This window comes from Neobacillus sp. DHD-1R (genome assembly GCF_057747995.1).
In genome coordinates this window covers 1,148,324-1,163,156 of the sequence record NZ_CM173232.1, presented here as the reverse complement: position 1 = coordinate 1,163,156, position 14,833 = coordinate 1,148,324, and the positions used below count along the sequence as shown (strand labels likewise).

The window sequence follows — 14,833 nt, the reverse complement described above, 5'->3', positions numbered from 1 at the left end:
CCCCTATATATTTTTGCAATCTACCCTAGTACTTTGTTAATCTGCTCAATGGCCCAATCTAATTCTTTTTTAGTAATTACAAGTGGTGGTGCAAACCGAATGACCATGTCATGCGTTTCTTTACACAATAATCCGTATTCTTTTAATTGTTCACAATATTTACGAGCAGGTTCGGTTAATTCCATCCCAATAAACAATCCCCGGCCACGAACTTCTTTTATCTTCGGATTGTTTATTTCATTTAATTTGCTAATAAAATACTCGCCTAGCTCCAATGATTTTTCTGCAAGTTTTTCATCCACAAGTACATCTAGTGCTGCAATTGAAACAGCGCATGCCATCGGGTTACCTCCGAAGGTAGATCCGTGAGAACCTGGATTGAAGACACCTAATATTTCTTTGCTAGCTGCCACACATGAGATTGGGAATACACCGCCGCCGAGGGCTTTCCCAAGGATATACATGTCAGGCTCAATTCCTTCCCACTCACAGGCAAACATTTTACCAGTCCGTGCCAATCCTGCTTGAATTTCGTCCGCAATAAATAGAACATTGTTTTCTTTACAAACATCAAAAGCTGCCTTGATAAAGCCTTTCGGAGGAATAATAATCCCTGCTTCACCTTGGATCGGTTCAATTAAAAAGGCTGCAGTATTTGGGGATATAGCGGCTTTTAATGCCTCTAAATCGCCATACGGAATCAGCTTAATCCCAGGCAGCATCGGACCAAATCCACGTTGATATTCAGTGTCAGATGATAAAGAAACAGCTGTCATTGTTCTGCCATGGAAATTTCCTACACAAGCAATAATTTCTGTTTGATTTTCCGCTACGCCTTTTACATCATAGCTCCAACGGCGCGCTGCCTTAACCGCTGTCTCAACAGCTTCCGCACCTGTATTCATGGGCAAAACCATCTCTTTGTTCGTTAATTGGCAAACCTTTTCATACCATGGACCAAGTTGATCATTATGGAAGGCACGTGAAGTTAAGGTAACCTTATCTGCCTGATCCTTTAAGGCTTGGATTATTTTTGGGTGACGATGTCCTTGGTTAAGAGCAGAGTATGCACTTAGCATGTCCATATATTTGTTGCCTTCAGGATCTTCTACCCAAACACCTTCTGCACTTGCGATGACAATTGGCAGTGGATGATAATTATGGGCACCATATTTCTCTGTTTTTTCAATTAATTCCCTAGTATTTGTTTCCAAATTAACTCCTCCCCTCCATTCCATTCATTTATGTATAATCACTTCTATTGTAGCCGAGCTAGAAAAAAGAATGAACACTTTTCTATTTTATTTTAAGCCTGTAACAAAAAAAAGCCTAGTCCACTTAATGAATAAGTGGTCCTAGGCTTAAATTGACTTATTTTTTAATTAAATCTTCACGTTGTGATTGGTCAATCCACTCTTGAAGTTTATCTTTTAATGTGTTAAAACCTTGTTGACCTTCAGCGTCTGGAATAATCGCAGCTGCTTGACGTTTACGAGGTTTTTTTGCTTTAGGAGCAGCCTGCTGAACAGGTGCTTCTTCTGTTGCGCGGATAGAAAGGCCGATTTTTCCAGCATTTTCATCGACTGATAATACCTTAACCTTAACTTCATCTCCAACTTTAAGATGATCGTTTATATCTTTTACATAACCGTGCGTGATTTCAGATATATGAACAAGACCTTGGGTATTATCGTCAAGTGCAATGAAAGCTCCGTATGGTTGAATTCCTGTTACCTTACCTGTTAAAATACTGCCAGTTTCAATTTTTTCTGTCATGAAAACACTCCTAAGTAATCATTATTTTATCCCTTATATACGCATTAAAAGATTATATCACAAAAAACAACTTAAATCAAAAAAGCTTATAAAATTTGTGCCCACGTACTAAAGGAACGTGAGATTCGTTTTGCAGAGCTCCGCCCCCTTTTTCAACAAACCTTAACATAATGTTCAAAAGTGGAATAGGAAAAGGGAATAGGACCATGGTATACTAATAGTGAGAAAATATCTTCAAAATGAGGTGAGCAGTATGAATTCAATCGGTCACACTATTAAAACCTGCCGTGAAATGCTCCATATGACACAAGAGGAATTAGCTCAAAAAGTAAGAGTAGGAACGCACACTATAGAGAAATATGAATCGGGTGAACAAGTTCCAAGTACTCAGACAATGCTAAAGTTGTCTACTGTTCTAGATATCCCTGCATCAGAATTATTACAGCAAACCAACAATCAACCTATAAATAAAATTTAGAAAAGCGGTAAAATTTACCGCTTTTTTTATTTTTAACAACCTATTGTATAAAAAAAGAAAATACTGGAAAGCATTAAATTATAAAGCTTTCTAGTATTCCCCCCTTTTTGAGAGGACAACCGTATGGTTTGTCCTCTTTTTTATTTACTCAAACTTGCCTCGCTGCAATACCTTGTTCTCCCCACTTTCCTACAATGAACAGGATTGATTTGCTTTTATGACCAATAAATCCTTTGCTATTTTTAAGCAGTTTTCAATTGGAAGCACTTTTTCAAAAGAAAACTCGTAAATAGTTTGGATTCGCTTCGCTAACTTAGCAGGATCATTAAGTTCATGAACAGCTTGAATAGTATCGGCAATCTCCGTTTCATAACTGCCCGATTTCAGATCAAAGGGATCCCATTCATTTAATACATCGACAAACTGTAAATTGGTTAGAATCTCTTCACGCATCGTTTTTCTCCTATTTTTACTTGATAAAAATATTTTATCATAATTTAAAGGATGATGACCCTCTGGGTGATGTTATTGAGTGACCGCTATCATTTGTTCGAGGAGCTGCTCTGCAGGCAAGAGGACATCCCCTCCGCCTTGTGCAAGTGAATCATTTCCGCCGCCTTTCCCGTTAATCATCGGGAGAATTTCTCCCACAATTTTTTTCATACTTTCGGTTCTTTCTGTGCCTCTAGCACAAACCAGCTGTATACGGGTGTCATTTATGGAAACAAAAAAGACCAGTGCATGACTGTCCGCTGCTGTTACCAATCGAGCTAGCTTCTGAAGCTCCTGGATTGTCCGATTTTGATAAATTGCCGATACGATCGCCTTACTTTCTGCTAACAATTCCTTCGCTTCAAATTGGAGCAAGCTTTCTTTTGTTCGTTCCAATTCCTTTTCCAATTGTTTTCCATTCTCCAGTAATCGAACAACAGCAAGCCCCATGTCTTTTTCAGGGGAATTTAGCAGTCTTGTTAATTCGAGCAGCAACGTTTGCTTCTCGCCAAATAGCTTAATCACTCGATTGCCGCAGGCAAATTGAAGGCGCACTTTTCTCTTTTGCCTTTCCCAGTCTAATACTTTAATAGCACTTACCTCACCCGTTGACCTTGGATGGGTCCCACCGCAGCCATTATAATCAAAGTCAGGGATAATCACGAGCCGGATGTCTCCTTTTACCTTCGTCTCTTTTCTTAATGGATATTGTGATAATTCTTCCTTTGTTACCCATTTCGTTTCGATCGGCCTATTTTCTAAGATAATCTTATTCGCAAGCTGCTCTGCCTTATCCACCTCGAATTCGGTCATCTCTTCCGTTTCTAAATCAATCGTCAGGTTTTCAGATCCTAAGTGAAAACCAATGGTCTTATAGTTAAATAACTGTTCAAAAGCAGCTGATAAAATATGCTGTCCCGCATGCTGCTGCATATGATCAAACCGTCTTTCCCAATCAATGGTTCCCGATACTTCCCCAATAGTATTCTGTAGAGGGGCTTCTAAATAGTGGCGAATCTGTCCATTAATTTCTTCAACATTCATGACTCTTTGTTCCCCGATCATTCCTGTATCGTACGGCTGCCCTCCGCCTGTTGGATAAAAAGCAGTATGATCCAGCAAAACATATGTATTTCCAGCTTCATCCTTTTCCTGTGTGACTATTTGGGCAGTAAAAGTTTGTATATATGGGTCTTGATAATATAATTTGTTTTTCATGGCAAACACACCCCAACTATTTGATGAATTCATTGTCTATAAATATAGTCACGAAATCAAGCTAAAAGAAAAACCCGTGCCTTTTGCCGAAGGAACAGGTTTTCATGAACCACATGTCAGCTATTATTTCTCTTTCTTCCGTTGACCATATGAAGTAGGTTGTTGACCTGGTGTGGAACCACCCATACCTTGAGGGAAACCAGTTTGTTGATGGCCTCCCATCATCTGTGGATAGCCATGCTGATAACCGCCCATTTGTGGATAGCCGTGTTGATAACCACCCATTTGTGGATAGCCGTGTTGATAGCCACCCATATGTGGGTATCCGTGTTGATAGCCGCCCATTTGTGGATAGCCATGTTGATAGCCGCCCATTTGTGGATAGCCTGGCTGCTGATAGCCACCCATCATTTGTGGATAGCCCATTTGTCCAGGGAATCCGCCAAATTGCCTTTTTTCCATACTTATCGCCTCCTAACATTCTCTCTGTAGTGTATGTACCATTTTTTGGATAAGCTTAGATTAATACCTATAAATGGAAAAAATATATTCTACGGAATGAGGCAGGTCAACAATATAGTTGATGGATGGAATCGGCGTACATCCTAATTTACAAGCATAAAAAGCTATCACTCAATGATAGCTTTTTCAGCCTACTTTTTTTCGTCCTGTGCGCTTTTCTGACCTTGTTTATTTTTATCTTTAGAAATCTCCCCACAGGCGATGCGGTTTCCAGAATCCCCTGCCGGCTGAGTCATACCATCATCTTTCCCTTCGTTGACCACGATGGATGTTCCTTCTTTTGTAAACAGAGAGGTTTTACCGTCCTTCAACGTTATATTGGGTGCCATAAGGTCAGCCTTCACCGATCCATCTTCCCCGACAATTAAATTGGGCAGGTCCCCCGCATGGGCACCTTTTGGATGAAGCAGGCCATGTTCCTTCTGTTCAGGATTAAAATGATTTCCTGCAGATTTGAAGTCAGGTGCTATACATTTTCCTTTTTCATGAATATGAATGGCATGTTCTCCTGCTGGGAGGCCTTTTAAACTAACGGTCAATTTCACTCCACTAGACTGTTCAGCAACCTTTACAGTTCCGAGCGAATCTCCCGCAGCATTGAACATTTCAACATTTATTTGTTTAACTTCCTTTTCCATGCAGCCAGATAGGATGAGAAGCGGAATCAACATCCAGCTTTTTTTCATATGTATTCCCCCAACTAAAGACAATCTTCCTTTAGTATAGGCTTTCAGATTAGAGGCTATTCAAATTAGGGATTGGGGATACAAAAAAGAACAGTCAGAAGTTAACTGTTCCTTGGTGTGGATTGATTGTTATTTATTTGTTCTTCTAACTCTTTGGTCTTTTGCGCTTCCTTGTTAGAAATTTTTATGATGAGTCTCATCGTTAATAAGGCGCCAATTAAGAAAATAACACATGTAATTGCAGCCGGAATGTATTCTGATTTATCTTCAGGAAAGTACAAAAATAAGGCCAGTACGGACGGTAGTAACATTTTTCCTTCTTCCTTTCTTAAAGGAACTCTTCTCGAAATTATTATATCAAGAAAAAACGGTGTCTACCAATGAATCGTCCTAGGACTAGGTGATCGTTATTATTTTAATACTTTAATCTTTTTAATAATGACGTCTTCTTTTGGTTTATCCTGAGCACCTACAGGCGTGTTAGCAATTTTATCAACTACATCCATGCCCTCAATCACTTGTCCAAAAACGGTATGGCGATGGTCAAGCCATGGGGTACCGCCATTAGCATAAGCGTCAATAATCTCCTTTGGGTATCCGGCTTTATCCATTTGTTCCTTCATTGCAGGATCAAGTGATGTGCTCTGGACAATAAAAAACTGACTTCCATTCGTATTAGAACCAGAATTCGCCATCGATAATGCACCGCGAAGATTGAATAAATTGGTAGAGAATTCATCTTCAAATGGGTCACCCCAAATACTTTCGCCGCCAGTTCCGTTTCCGCTTGGGTCGCCACCCTGGATCATGAAGTCTTTGATAACTCGATGAAAAATGAGTCCATCATAATATCCTTCTTCACCGTGCTTCACAAAGTTTTCAACAGCTTTTGGGGCATATTCGGGGAATAGCTTAATTTTAATTGTTCCCATCGACGTTTCCATTTCCACAAGTTTTTCTTTGTCAGATACCTCTGTTGTAAGCTGTGGATAATTTCCATCCGTCACTTGTTTTGCTCCTTCCTTTTGGGCTGTTTTTGGTGCTGCAGTTTCTGGCTTTGACTGAGTTTCCTCTTTCTTCGAGCTTGTCCCGCAAGCTGCCAATACTAGGATAACCGTTAATAATGTAAAGAATATTTGCCAATTCTTTCTCATTTATCATCCCTCCATTTTTTCACTTTAAACGAAATAAATTAATTTTGCACTATGTTTTTAATTTAGGCATAATGGAGGAGAGAAGACAAGACGAAATGTGAAAGCACGCGTTTTTACTATTACACGGAAAAATTTAGGGGGTGTTTCTTTGACAGAAATGCAGGTTGGTCAGGTTGTGACTGGTATTTATAAAACAGGAAAATATATTGGAGAAATAACCGAGGTACGTCCACAGCATTATTTAGTCAGAGTATTAGCGGTTGTTAAGCATCCTATGCAGGGTGATTTGCACAATCCAAAGGAAGCCGATGTGCTTATTTTTCATGAGCGACGGGCGTTAAGCTTTAGGGAGCAGGCTAATATTCCAAAACAAATGGTCAAACCGTTCCAAGCAGAAGTGCCTGATTATCAGACTTCATTAAAAGAAGCTGTAGCTAAAATGAAAAAAGAATTAGCAGAGACCACGTCATTCTTCGCTGAGATGAGTATAAGAGCGTTAGAATCCTTGGAAAAGGACTATAAGTTCTAACCAAAAGAATGTTAATATAAAAGGCCAAATCAGTTTAAATGATTTGGCCTTTTATGCAAATTCGTTTAACAGCTTTGAAAAATCAATCCGATCACCAATCGTAGTCGGTTTTGGTTTTTCTAAATAACGTTTATCCTTTTCAACAAGTTTGAATATATTAAAGGTAGTTAAGGCATCGTCCAGTGCCCGATGATGTTTGCCTGTCCCCTCTTTTCCATATTCTTGTACAGCTTTCCACAAACCCGTTTGATTTTGGTCTCCAAAAAACCGTTTATACTCCATTGATAAATCTAGTTCCACTCCGTTAAACGGAAAAGCTATCCCTGCCATTAGACAATTTTGTCGAAGCACCTTCATATCCATATTTCCCCAAGTTACAATGGTCGTTTCTACATGATCCTTATTAAATTCCGCCAATTTTTTTACAAGCTCAAAAATGGATAAACCCTTGTCAACTTGCTGCTGCGAAATATGTAAGAATGATTTACAGCGGTCTGATAACTTTGGGAATTTTAATGGAGTAACATAAGAGGAGAATTGCTCGGTTACTTGGTCGTCCAACACCGCTACGATTCCAACCTCAATTATTTCCGGAAAAAAGTCCTTCATTCGAACATTTCGTTCAGGCATCGTGAACTCAAAATCAATAAATAAATATTGTCGCCTAGCTCTCATCATTTTCACCACGCTTTCTTTTCCATCCTACTACCATTATATAAAGAAACCTGTACAAAAAATTGTGCTTTTTTTCTATTTTTTTATATCTAATATTATAACATGAAAACCAAATGAATTTTTTAAATTTTTGTACAATTGTTTAAAAAAAAGAATGGAAATTTATCCATTCTAAAATAAGCTCTGTTTACTTTTTTAATTTGATAACGGCCATTGTGCACCTTGAAACACAAATGAGACGGTCTTGTTCATCGATTATTTTGATTTCCCAGACCATAGTCGATTTCCCCTGATACAAAACAGTTCCTACTGCTGTCACAACCCCTTCTGTTTTTGGACGAACATGATTGGCATTAATCTCCAGTCCTGCTACCCCTTCTGATTCTTTATCGACAAGCTCATATGCACCCACACTAGCCACCGTCTCTGCTAAGGCAACAGATGCGCCCCCATGCAATAACCCCCATGGTTGTTTTGTCCGATGATCCACAGGCATTGTTCCAATTACCTTGCCTTCTTCAATATGAGTAATTTCAATACCTAATGCCTCAATTAATGTATCTTTGATCATTTCATTTCCTCCCAATATGTAATCTGTTCCATCTTAATTCTATTCTCCGTTTTTTAGTTATTTTCCTTTTATTTATTTCACTTTAATAATCAAAGCAAAAAACAGCCTCGAGAGCTGTTTTTTTTACGAAATTTTTAATAAAATCCTGGATAACCCATTGGTGGGTAGCCAAATCCTGGTCCGCCAAAGCCTGGATAGCCGAAGCCTGGAGCACCAAAGCCTGGATAGCCATAATATGGCCGACTTGCAAAAGAAGCACCTAATCCGCCTCCGAGTAAACCACCTAGAAAGCTAAGCCCACCAATTGCTAACGGCCAGCCAAGACCGATGAATCTTTGATCCTGTATCGGGTACGGGCTTCGATAAGGATACATGCCGCATTACCTCCTTTTTCTACGATACTTGCCTACACTATTTCATATGCGAAAAGGAAGGGTTTGGAGTGGGCTAAATGGAAATGGGGAACGTGGATGAATAAGGAAATAAACTAGTTTAATCCAAAAGGAAAAGACGTGTGTCCATTCCACAACGTCTTTTCGAATTTTTTCATTTCTTTATAAAATTATTTTTCAATCGGCTCAAAACGTTCAACGAACAAGGCAAGTGTTCTAACCATTACTCCAGTTGCTCCAGCAGGGCCTAGATCATAGGCCTTTCCAGAGGTAGCGGTTCCGGCAATATCTAAATGAACCCATGGTGTACCTTCGGCAAACTCACCAATAAAGGCACCTGCGACAAGGGCATGTCCCTCGCTCCCTGGAGAATTATTTAAATCGGCTACTTTACTGTTTCTCACACGTTCCTTTTCGGTTTCAAACAACGGCAAGAGCCACATCTGCTCCCCTGCTTCAATAGATGCTTCTAATACTTGTTCGTATAATGTTTCATGATTGGTCATGGCCCCGGTAGTATGTAACCCGAGTGCAGTGATGACACCGCCTGTTAAGGTAGCCACATCGACTAAATAGTCAGCCCCATGGTGCTTTGCGTAGGTAACCGCATCAGCCAAAACAAGGCGTCCTTCCGCATCCGTATTTAGCACTTCTATGGTTTTACCGCTCATCGATGTAATCACATCATCAGGCTTAAAGGCGCCTCCGCTAATCATATTATCTGTTGAAGGAATGACTGCTACAACATTCTGCTCCGGTCTAATTTCCCCGATGATTTCCATTGCACCAAGAACAGCCGCGGCACCACCCATGTCCGTCTTCATACCGACGATGCCTGCTTTTGTTTTAATGGAATAACCGCCCGTATCAAAGGTAATCCCTTTTCCAACTAAGCCAATGACATCTTTCCATTCATCTTTCCCTTGATATTTAAGAACAATCATTTTAGGAGGCTCAACCGAACCTTGGTTAACAGCAAGGAACGCACCCATTCCCAATTTTTCGATTTCAGCTTTATCGAGAATTTCCACTTCAAAATCATATTTTGCAGCCAATTCACTGGCATAGTTGGCTAAATCTTTGGCCGTAAGTAAGTTACCAGGAATGTTAACAAGTGTGCGGGCAGAATTTGTCCCTTTCCCAAATGCATACCCTACGGTCAAGGATGCTTGAACTTCTTCTTCGTCAAAGGCATCACTATAAATCGTAACTTGGTCTAGTCTTATCTCTGGCTCATTTGATTTTTGCCTATAGCCGTCGAATTGGTAGGTAGCAAGTGCCAATGCTTCACTTAAAGCATGTGCAACGTCTAAGCCATCCAATTCCTCTGTATGGAAAGAATCTAAGTAAATAGCTGTTTCCTCAAGCTTACTGGCTTTTACCTCTTTAAAAAGCTTTCCAAAAGCCGCTTCTAGCTGGTCAAAGGATAATTCTTTTTCTTTGCCTAGACCAACGAACCAAATCCGTTTTGCTCCTATTTTTCCAAAACTATGTACTTTACTAATCCTTTTTAACTTTGCTGACACGTCTCCTGATTTTACCAATTCAGTAAGCTGCCCTTCAAACTGAGCATCCAGTGCTGCTAATGCTCCTGAAAACTTTTCCGGTTTATCAAATAGACCGATCACTAAGCCTTCATGTTTCTTAGAAAGATCCCATTCTTTTACTACTTGAAACATTTCCTTCACCTCCGTATTATTCTTCTTCATTATAACGAAACAAATCATTTATTTCGAGAATCTAATCATCTTCTAAATACAAAACTAAATGGGGCAGCTTAGGCAAATTCACCACTTTCTCAAAAGGAACTTGATCTATTTCTTTAGGAAAAATGACTAAGCACGCCTCGATAAAGGGGTAGATCTTTTCTAAATCAAGCCCCCAGAACTTAGGACGGTAGCCTTGCAGGTAATCATGGGCCGTTTGCATCATGGCCCTTGCTCCTTTGACATTTCCATATTCATAATGGTAAATGGCCACACTCATCTGTAATAACCCTTTTAAAAACAGATTATCCTTTTCTGTCATCCACATCTCCTCAAGGAGATCGTGACATGTATAGTAATCTCCTTCATTAAAACTGACAAAAAACTCATAATATTCGATTGGGTAATCTTTCATCAAAGATGGGACCCCCTTACATGCTTTTATTATGGATGCCTAGTTTAATCCTACCATGTAAAAGGAAATTTAGTAATAAGAACAAAAGCGCAAGCGCCCGTTTAGCGACGTATGGACTGGAGCACATCGACTGAGATAAAGGAAACACGGAGAACGTCAGCGATTCGATGTTGACTTATCGTAGGGAGATGGGCGAAGTACACTAGTCGCTGGGCGCTGGAGCTGGACGAATCTAACTCATCAAAGTTATTCACAGTAATGAAATCTATAATTTCATATAAAATGCAAAAAGGCAGACACTAGGTCTGCACGAATCTTAAAAATAACAGGCTTTCATATCCCGCTTTAAAAAGTGATAGACGACTGATACTGCCTATCTTTTTTCCGAACTTGTATATTGTTGGCGAAATACCTGCAGTGATTTATCTTCATTTAATGTCTGCAATTGCTGCTCAGTCAGTTTTCCTTTTCCTTTTTGAACCACATAAACCTCAACCTGCTTTTTGCCCCATTGTTTATACACATCTTCTACAGTTTCATAATAAAGGTCTAATTCATTTCCTTTTATCGCTCCACCCTTATCAGCAACTACCCCATATCCATACCCGGGGATAAATAAAATGGTCCCAATCGGAAAAATGGTTAAATCAGCTGCTACAGTTGAAAATAAATCACGTTTTACTTTTACACCGGAGTAAGTGATTCCGTATTCAGGATGGCCTTGGTTTTTACCGGTTGATTCAAAACCTGCTGTATAGCCTGTAGCTGTCACAATATGTTTAGGGTACTTGGACCAATCAAATGCTTCCTCTAGTAATGGCTGCGGCGTCCCAGCAACTGTTGCACTCGATGAGTTTGATGACGCAAAGCGACTAATTAGTTTGTCTGCTTTTACGCCAGATATGGATTGGAAGGTCGCTGCTAATGCCATGAAGAAAAGAACAGTCATGACAAAGCGCTTAATCCAGTTTTTCATTTTATTCATAGATTTTTTCACTCCTCCCAAAATATTCATTCCCAAAGTGGAAGGAATTATACAAAAAGAGGGTGAAAAAATCTCCGAACTAAAGTTTACCGCTGTTTCAGCGCAAGACATGAATATTTTCTCGTAGTATGTACAGTTCTAATAATAAAAAAGACCTCTACCTATCGGTAAAAGTCTAAAACATTTGATATCCACTTTTGCGTAATAGCTTGATGGTTAATCCAGCTGCGATAGCTCCAGCTAATCCACTTATTAAAATAAGAATATCAGCTGTGGCTAATGAGCCAAACCTTGTCCAAAGTTCTTGAAAGGCTGCTTTACTATTTGTAAAGTAATCTGAAAATCCAACTTTATCTACAATTAAAATTGCCACTATAGGATATACAATGGCCATAACCCATGACATTCTTAGGAGCATATTCAGGATAAATCCAATTCCAAAAAATAAAACAAAAAATAGCACAATCGAGATAATTAAGACAACAATGCTCATCTGCACCTGAGATTCCCCCTTTATACATCAACAATTAGTTTACTGAATGTAGAAAATGGAGTCAATTAAAAAAGATTCAATTTCAAATTTTACCTAAAATCGGCAAAAAAAATAGCCCTTCAAAGGAGATTCGAAGTGGCGTATATCATTTACTTCATTCCATGACTATTCCTTTTTCTTTCCTGTTCCACCACAGCAAGCACAAGTTTCCGAACCGCCCAAGACCAATTGAAAATATCCTTTACCCGCACAATAATCGCAAGTTTTTGTATCCACGCTCTTTACTGTCATCCTCAACACCCTCTTTTAAATTAATTTAATTTTCTGATAATATATCAAAAATTGTTAAAAAAGGAAAGTGCTATATTAATGCGAATTCGTTTGAGAAAGCGGATACATGGTCAATTTTCTCTTATTTTCGAATGGTTACGCAAATTTTCAAAAAATTATAAAAATAATTTATAAGTTGTATAGCCAAATTGATCACCCGGGTTTATATGATCGATTCCGGGTTTAATTGAGGAGGACTTTTGCGTAATTAAATAGTGTATTAGTATGGAGGTATTTTTTTCTTGGAGCAACTCTTCTGGTGCCATGAATCGAGCATCATAAAGCTCATTTTCTTGATGTACAACGTTCATTTGCTCAAGAGGCTCCAGTAAAAACACGAGCAAATTATCACTAATTTCTTCTTTTATAACCCCCGTCCTTAAGCCTATCAGTCCGATAACTATACAATCAATCCCAGTTTCTTCTTTTACCTCCCTGATCACCGCTTCATCTGCAGTTTCCCCTGCCTCAACAAAGCCGGCAGGTAAGGACCATTGCCCTTTTAAGCCGCCATATCGTTTCTTTACAACCAGCCATTTGCCTTCCGTTGACTTTACTAAGCCGGCTGCAGCAAGCCAAACCTTCCCACGTTTTTCACGACTACTCATTCCAATCCCCCCTATCGTAACACTGCTTATCTCATCATCATAATTTATTTGTGACCGTTGTGGCTCTTTTTTTGGGTCCCATGGGCACAATTAATTTCTTTTGTGACCGTCGGGGCTCTTTTTTTGGGTCACACGGGCACAATTAATCTTTATTATGACCGTCAGGTTATTTTCTGATGTCCTGCGGGCACAATTAAAGGGACAGTTTTATCTGTCCCTTTGGAATAATTATTTTAGAAAACGTTAAATTTACCTTTTTTCAACACTAATCCAACACCGCCAACCATGAAGAGGGCACGGTTGTCGACAACCTTTTTCATAAAGGAAGCTTTACCACCAGTTAGCTTTTTCCCAAATACAACGCCAATCGCGTCATCTTCACCAAGTGAGCAAACCGTTCCTTTATTATCAAAGGTGAAGGTTTTAAGTTCAGCATTATTACGAATTAAGGCAGCAATATTTTTAGCAACTACCTCAGCTTGCTGCATGGCAATTTGTGCTGTTGGTGGATATGGACGATTGATCTCTTCATTAATAACAAGAGAGCTGTCACCAATAATGAAAACATCTTCAAATCCAGGTACACGTAAATCTGGTTGTACCTTTACACGACCTCTCATTGCTTCGAAGCCTGATTTTTCAATTACTGCGTTACCACGTACACCTGCTGCCCAAACAACGGTACCAGCCTTAATCTGATAAGGCTCCTCTTCCCCTTTACCTACAAGGATTCCATCTGGAGTCGCTTCTTTAATAGCCGTACCAATTAAAAATTCGACACCTTTACGTTCTAATTGTGAAACAGCATAATTGACGAGCTCAGGATCAAAACCAGGTAAAACGGTTGGTGCTGCTTCCACACAAGTTATTTTCACTTTATGAATATCAACATCATACTCTTTGCATAGTTTTGGAATGCGGTTTGTCAATTCGCCAAGGAATTCAATCCCCGTAAATCCTGCACCACCAACAACAATGGACAAACGATTGTCGTTCTTTTCTTCTTCCATATTATAAGTGGCAAATTGATACTCAATATGCTCACGCAATTGACGAGCTGAGTTAACATTGCTGATTCCAAATGCATACTCTTTTAACCCTTTAATACCGAACGTTTCTGGTTCTCCGCCAAGTGCAATTACAAGGTAGTCATAATTGACTTCCCCTTTTTCTAAAATAACCTTCTTATCTTCTTTATTAATCTCAACTACGGTATCTTGAACAAAATCAACTTTACTGCTGTCAATAACATTACTAATTCCATAACGTACTTTATCGTGGTGCAACGTGCCTGCAGAGGCCTCATGTAACCATGTTGTTTCGTAATGGTAATCATTTTTATTTACTAATAAAATATCTGCTTCATTTACGCCAATTAACTTTTGTAAACGAACAGTAGTTAAAAGTCCTCCGTAACCTGCACCGAGAATAACTATCTTAGGTTTTCTCAAAGTGATCACTTCCACCTTTTTAGTATTTTTGTATCAATTGTCTTTTTCTTATCTTCCACTGCTATGGCCATTTTTATTTTTAAAAAGCAGGGGGAAGTTTGTGAAAAAATTCACGTACTAAAACAAAGAAAAAGAATGACTGTTAAGGAGACAAGAATGACTAAAAATAATTGTCCTATTGAACAATATATTCCTAAGCATCCATAAAATGTACCTTTTTCGTCACAAATTATTAACAATATATCCACATTTCATCTTATGCTACTTTTCTTCTATTTTCAAGTGATTTACATAAATAATTTACATTTTTATGTTAACCTCTAAATTGTATAAAAATTTGAATCAATGTGAA

At 38.9% G+C, this 14,833-nt stretch carries 20 protein-coding genes; 2 read left to right on the top strand and 18 right to left on the bottom strand.

The window, feature by feature from the left end:
• Window positions 1-20: 20 nt before the first annotated feature.
• The gene (locus AC3ANL_RS05460) at window positions 21-1,214 is read right to left on the bottom strand and encodes an ornithine--oxo-acid transaminase (RefSeq protein WP_488328245.1); all 1,194 of its coding nucleotides are present in this window, start codon (window positions 1,212-1,214) and stop codon (window positions 21-23) included.
• A gap of 157 nt (window positions 1,215-1,371) precedes the next feature.
• The gene (gene yugI / locus AC3ANL_RS05455; protein WP_488328244.1) at window positions 1,372-1,776 is read right to left on the bottom strand and encodes a S1 domain-containing post-transcriptional regulator GSP13; all 405 of its coding nucleotides are present in this window, start codon (window positions 1,774-1,776) and stop codon (window positions 1,372-1,374) included.
• Window positions 1,777-2,029: 253 nt separating this feature from the next.
• On the opposite strand from yugI, the gene AC3ANL_RS05450 reads away from it, so the two are divergent.
• Window positions 2,030-2,254 (top strand): helix-turn-helix domain-containing protein, encoded by a 225-nt coding sequence (locus tag AC3ANL_RS05450; RefSeq protein WP_488328243.1) that lies wholly within the window; start codon window positions 2,030-2,032, stop codon window positions 2,252-2,254.
• Between the two features lie 189 nt (window positions 2,255-2,443).
• Here AC3ANL_RS05450 and AC3ANL_RS05445 read toward each other — a convergent pair whose 3' ends face one another.
• The 6 genes from AC3ANL_RS05445 to AC3ANL_RS05420 all read right to left on the bottom strand — a co-directional run bounded on the left by AC3ANL_RS05445 (window position 2,444) and on the right by AC3ANL_RS05420 (window position 6,326).
• On the bottom strand, window positions 2,444-2,707 hold the full coding sequence (locus tag AC3ANL_RS05445; RefSeq protein WP_488328242.1) for a DUF1871 family protein: 264 nt from the start codon (window positions 2,705-2,707) through the stop codon (window positions 2,444-2,446).
• A gap of 72 nt (window positions 2,708-2,779) precedes the next feature.
• The gene (locus AC3ANL_RS05440) at window positions 2,780-3,964 is read right to left on the bottom strand and encodes an alanyl-tRNA editing protein (RefSeq protein ID WP_488328241.1); all 1,185 of its coding nucleotides are present in this window, start codon (window positions 3,962-3,964) and stop codon (window positions 2,780-2,782) included.
• Between the two features lie 123 nt (window positions 3,965-4,087).
• On the bottom strand, window positions 4,088-4,426 hold the full coding sequence (locus AC3ANL_RS05435; RefSeq protein ID WP_488328240.1) for a hypothetical protein: 339 nt from the start codon (window positions 4,424-4,426) through the stop codon (window positions 4,088-4,090).
• 191 nt (window positions 4,427-4,617) lie between these two features.
• A complete protein-coding gene (locus AC3ANL_RS05430; RefSeq protein ID WP_488328239.1) occupies window positions 4,618-5,172 on the bottom strand; it encodes a superoxide dismutase family protein in 555 nt (184 codons plus the stop codon).
• Between the two features lie 101 nt (window positions 5,173-5,273).
• Window positions 5,274-5,483 (bottom strand): hypothetical protein, encoded by a 210-nt coding sequence (locus AC3ANL_RS05425; protein ID WP_488328238.1) that lies wholly within the window; start codon window positions 5,481-5,483, stop codon window positions 5,274-5,276.
• 99 nt (window positions 5,484-5,582) lie between these two features.
• Window positions 5,583-6,326 carry a peptidylprolyl isomerase gene (locus AC3ANL_RS05420; protein WP_488328237.1) on the bottom strand — a complete coding sequence of 248 codons (744 nt, stop codon included), beginning with the start codon at window positions 6,324-6,326 and terminating at the stop codon, window positions 5,583-5,585.
• Window positions 6,327-6,474: 148 nt separating this feature from the next.
• Between AC3ANL_RS05420 and kapB the strand changes: the two genes are divergently transcribed.
• Window positions 6,475-6,855 carry a kinase-associated lipoprotein KapB gene (gene kapB, locus AC3ANL_RS05415; protein ID WP_488328236.1) on the top strand — a complete coding sequence of 127 codons (381 nt, stop codon included), beginning with the start codon at window positions 6,475-6,477 and terminating at the stop codon, window positions 6,853-6,855.
• Window positions 6,856-6,906: 51 nt separating this feature from the next.
• Here the strand turns inward: kapB and kapD are convergent, their stop codons facing one another.
• The 10 genes from kapD to AC3ANL_RS05365 form a co-directional block, all read right to left on the bottom strand.
• On the bottom strand, window positions 6,907-7,530 hold the full coding sequence (gene kapD, locus AC3ANL_RS05410; protein ID WP_488329663.1) for a 3'-5' exonuclease KapD: 624 nt from the start codon (window positions 7,528-7,530) through the stop codon (window positions 6,907-6,909).
• 187 nt (window positions 7,531-7,717) lie between these two features.
• Window positions 7,718-8,101, bottom strand: a complete 384-nt coding sequence (locus AC3ANL_RS05405; protein ID WP_488328235.1) for a hotdog fold thioesterase — start codon at window positions 8,099-8,101, stop codon at window positions 7,718-7,720.
• Window positions 8,102-8,235: 134 nt separating this feature from the next.
• Window positions 8,236-8,475, bottom strand: a complete 240-nt coding sequence (locus AC3ANL_RS05400; RefSeq protein ID WP_488328234.1) for a hypothetical protein — start codon at window positions 8,473-8,475, stop codon at window positions 8,236-8,238.
• 188 nt (window positions 8,476-8,663) lie between these two features.
• Window positions 8,664-10,172, bottom strand: a complete 1,509-nt coding sequence (locus AC3ANL_RS05395; protein ID WP_488328233.1) for a leucyl aminopeptidase — start codon at window positions 10,170-10,172, stop codon at window positions 8,664-8,666.
• 61 nt (window positions 10,173-10,233) lie between these two features.
• Entirely contained in the window at window positions 10,234-10,614 is a 381-nt protein-coding gene (locus tag AC3ANL_RS05390; RefSeq protein WP_488329662.1) for a DUF309 domain-containing protein, read from the bottom strand.
• Between the two features lie 373 nt (window positions 10,615-10,987).
• Entirely contained in the window at window positions 10,988-11,599 is a 612-nt protein-coding gene (locus AC3ANL_RS05385; protein WP_488328232.1) for a 3D domain-containing protein, read from the bottom strand.
• Window positions 11,600-11,774: 175 nt separating this feature from the next.
• Entirely contained in the window at window positions 11,775-12,098 is a 324-nt protein-coding gene (locus tag AC3ANL_RS05380; protein WP_488328231.1) for a YuiB family protein, read from the bottom strand.
• A 159-nt stretch (window positions 12,099-12,257) separates the two neighbouring features.
• On the bottom strand, window positions 12,258-12,383 hold the full coding sequence (locus AC3ANL_RS05375) for a YuiA family protein (RefSeq protein ID WP_488328230.1): 126 nt from the start codon (window positions 12,381-12,383) through the stop codon (window positions 12,258-12,260).
• Window positions 12,384-12,538: 155 nt separating this feature from the next.
• Window positions 12,539-13,030, bottom strand: coding sequence for an NUDIX domain-containing protein (locus AC3ANL_RS05370; RefSeq protein WP_488328229.1), 492 nt, complete (start codon window positions 13,028-13,030; stop codon window positions 12,539-12,541).
• A 233-nt stretch (window positions 13,031-13,263) separates the two neighbouring features.
• Window positions 13,264-14,490 carry an NAD(P)/FAD-dependent oxidoreductase gene (locus AC3ANL_RS05365; RefSeq protein ID WP_488328228.1) on the bottom strand — a complete coding sequence of 409 codons (1,227 nt, stop codon included), beginning with the start codon at window positions 14,488-14,490 and terminating at the stop codon, window positions 13,264-13,266.
• Window positions 14,491-14,833: the final 343 nt, after the last annotated feature.

Coding starts and splice junctions, on each gene's coding strand:
- yugI (WP_488328244.1), bottom strand. CDS start 1,776: ATGACAGAAAAAATTGAAACTGGCAGTATTTTAACAGGTAAGGTAACA.
- AC3ANL_RS05450 (WP_488328243.1), top strand. CDS start 2,030: ATGAATTCAATCGGTCACACTATTAAAACCTGCCGTGAAATGCTCCAT.
- AC3ANL_RS05445 (WP_488328242.1), bottom strand. CDS start 2,707: ATGCGTGAAGAGATTCTAACCAATTTACAGTTTGTCGATGTATTAAAT.
- AC3ANL_RS05440 (WP_488328241.1), bottom strand. CDS start 3,964: ATGAAAAACAAATTATATTATCAAGACCCATATATACAAACTTTTACT.
- AC3ANL_RS05435 (WP_488328240.1), bottom strand. CDS start 4,426: ATGGAAAAAAGGCAATTTGGCGGATTCCCTGGACAAATGGGCTATCCA.
- AC3ANL_RS05430 (WP_488328239.1), bottom strand. CDS start 5,172: ATGAAAAAAAGCTGGATGTTGATTCCGCTTCTCATCCTATCTGGCTGC.
- AC3ANL_RS05425 (WP_488328238.1), bottom strand. CDS start 5,483: ATGTTACTACCGTCCGTACTGGCCTTATTTTTGTACTTTCCTGAAGAT.
- AC3ANL_RS05420 (WP_488328237.1), bottom strand. CDS start 6,326: ATGAGAAAGAATTGGCAAATATTCTTTACATTATTAACGGTTATCCTA.
- kapD (WP_488329663.1), bottom strand. CDS start 7,530: ATGAGAGCTAGGCGACAATATTTATTTATTGATTTTGAGTTCACGATG.
- AC3ANL_RS05405 (WP_488328235.1), bottom strand. CDS start 8,101: ATGATCAAAGATACATTAATTGAGGCATTAGGTATTGAAATTACTCAT.
- AC3ANL_RS05400 (WP_488328234.1), bottom strand. CDS start 8,475: ATGTATCCTTATCGAAGCCCGTACCCGATACAGGATCAAAGATTCATC.
- AC3ANL_RS05395 (WP_488328233.1), bottom strand. CDS start 10,172: ATGTTTCAAGTAGTAAAAGAATGGGATCTTTCTAAGAAACATGAAGGC.
- AC3ANL_RS05390 (WP_488329662.1), bottom strand. CDS start 10,614: ATGAAAGATTACCCAATCGAATATTATGAGTTTTTTGTCAGTTTTAAT.
- AC3ANL_RS05385 (WP_488328232.1), bottom strand. CDS start 11,599: ATGAATAAAATGAAAAACTGGATTAAGCGCTTTGTCATGACTGTTCTT.
- AC3ANL_RS05375 (WP_488328230.1), bottom strand. CDS start 12,383: ATGACAGTAAAGAGCGTGGATACAAAAACTTGCGATTATTGTGCGGGT.
- AC3ANL_RS05370 (WP_488328229.1), bottom strand. CDS start 13,030: ATGAGTAGTCGTGAAAAACGTGGGAAGGTTTGGCTTGCTGCAGCCGGC.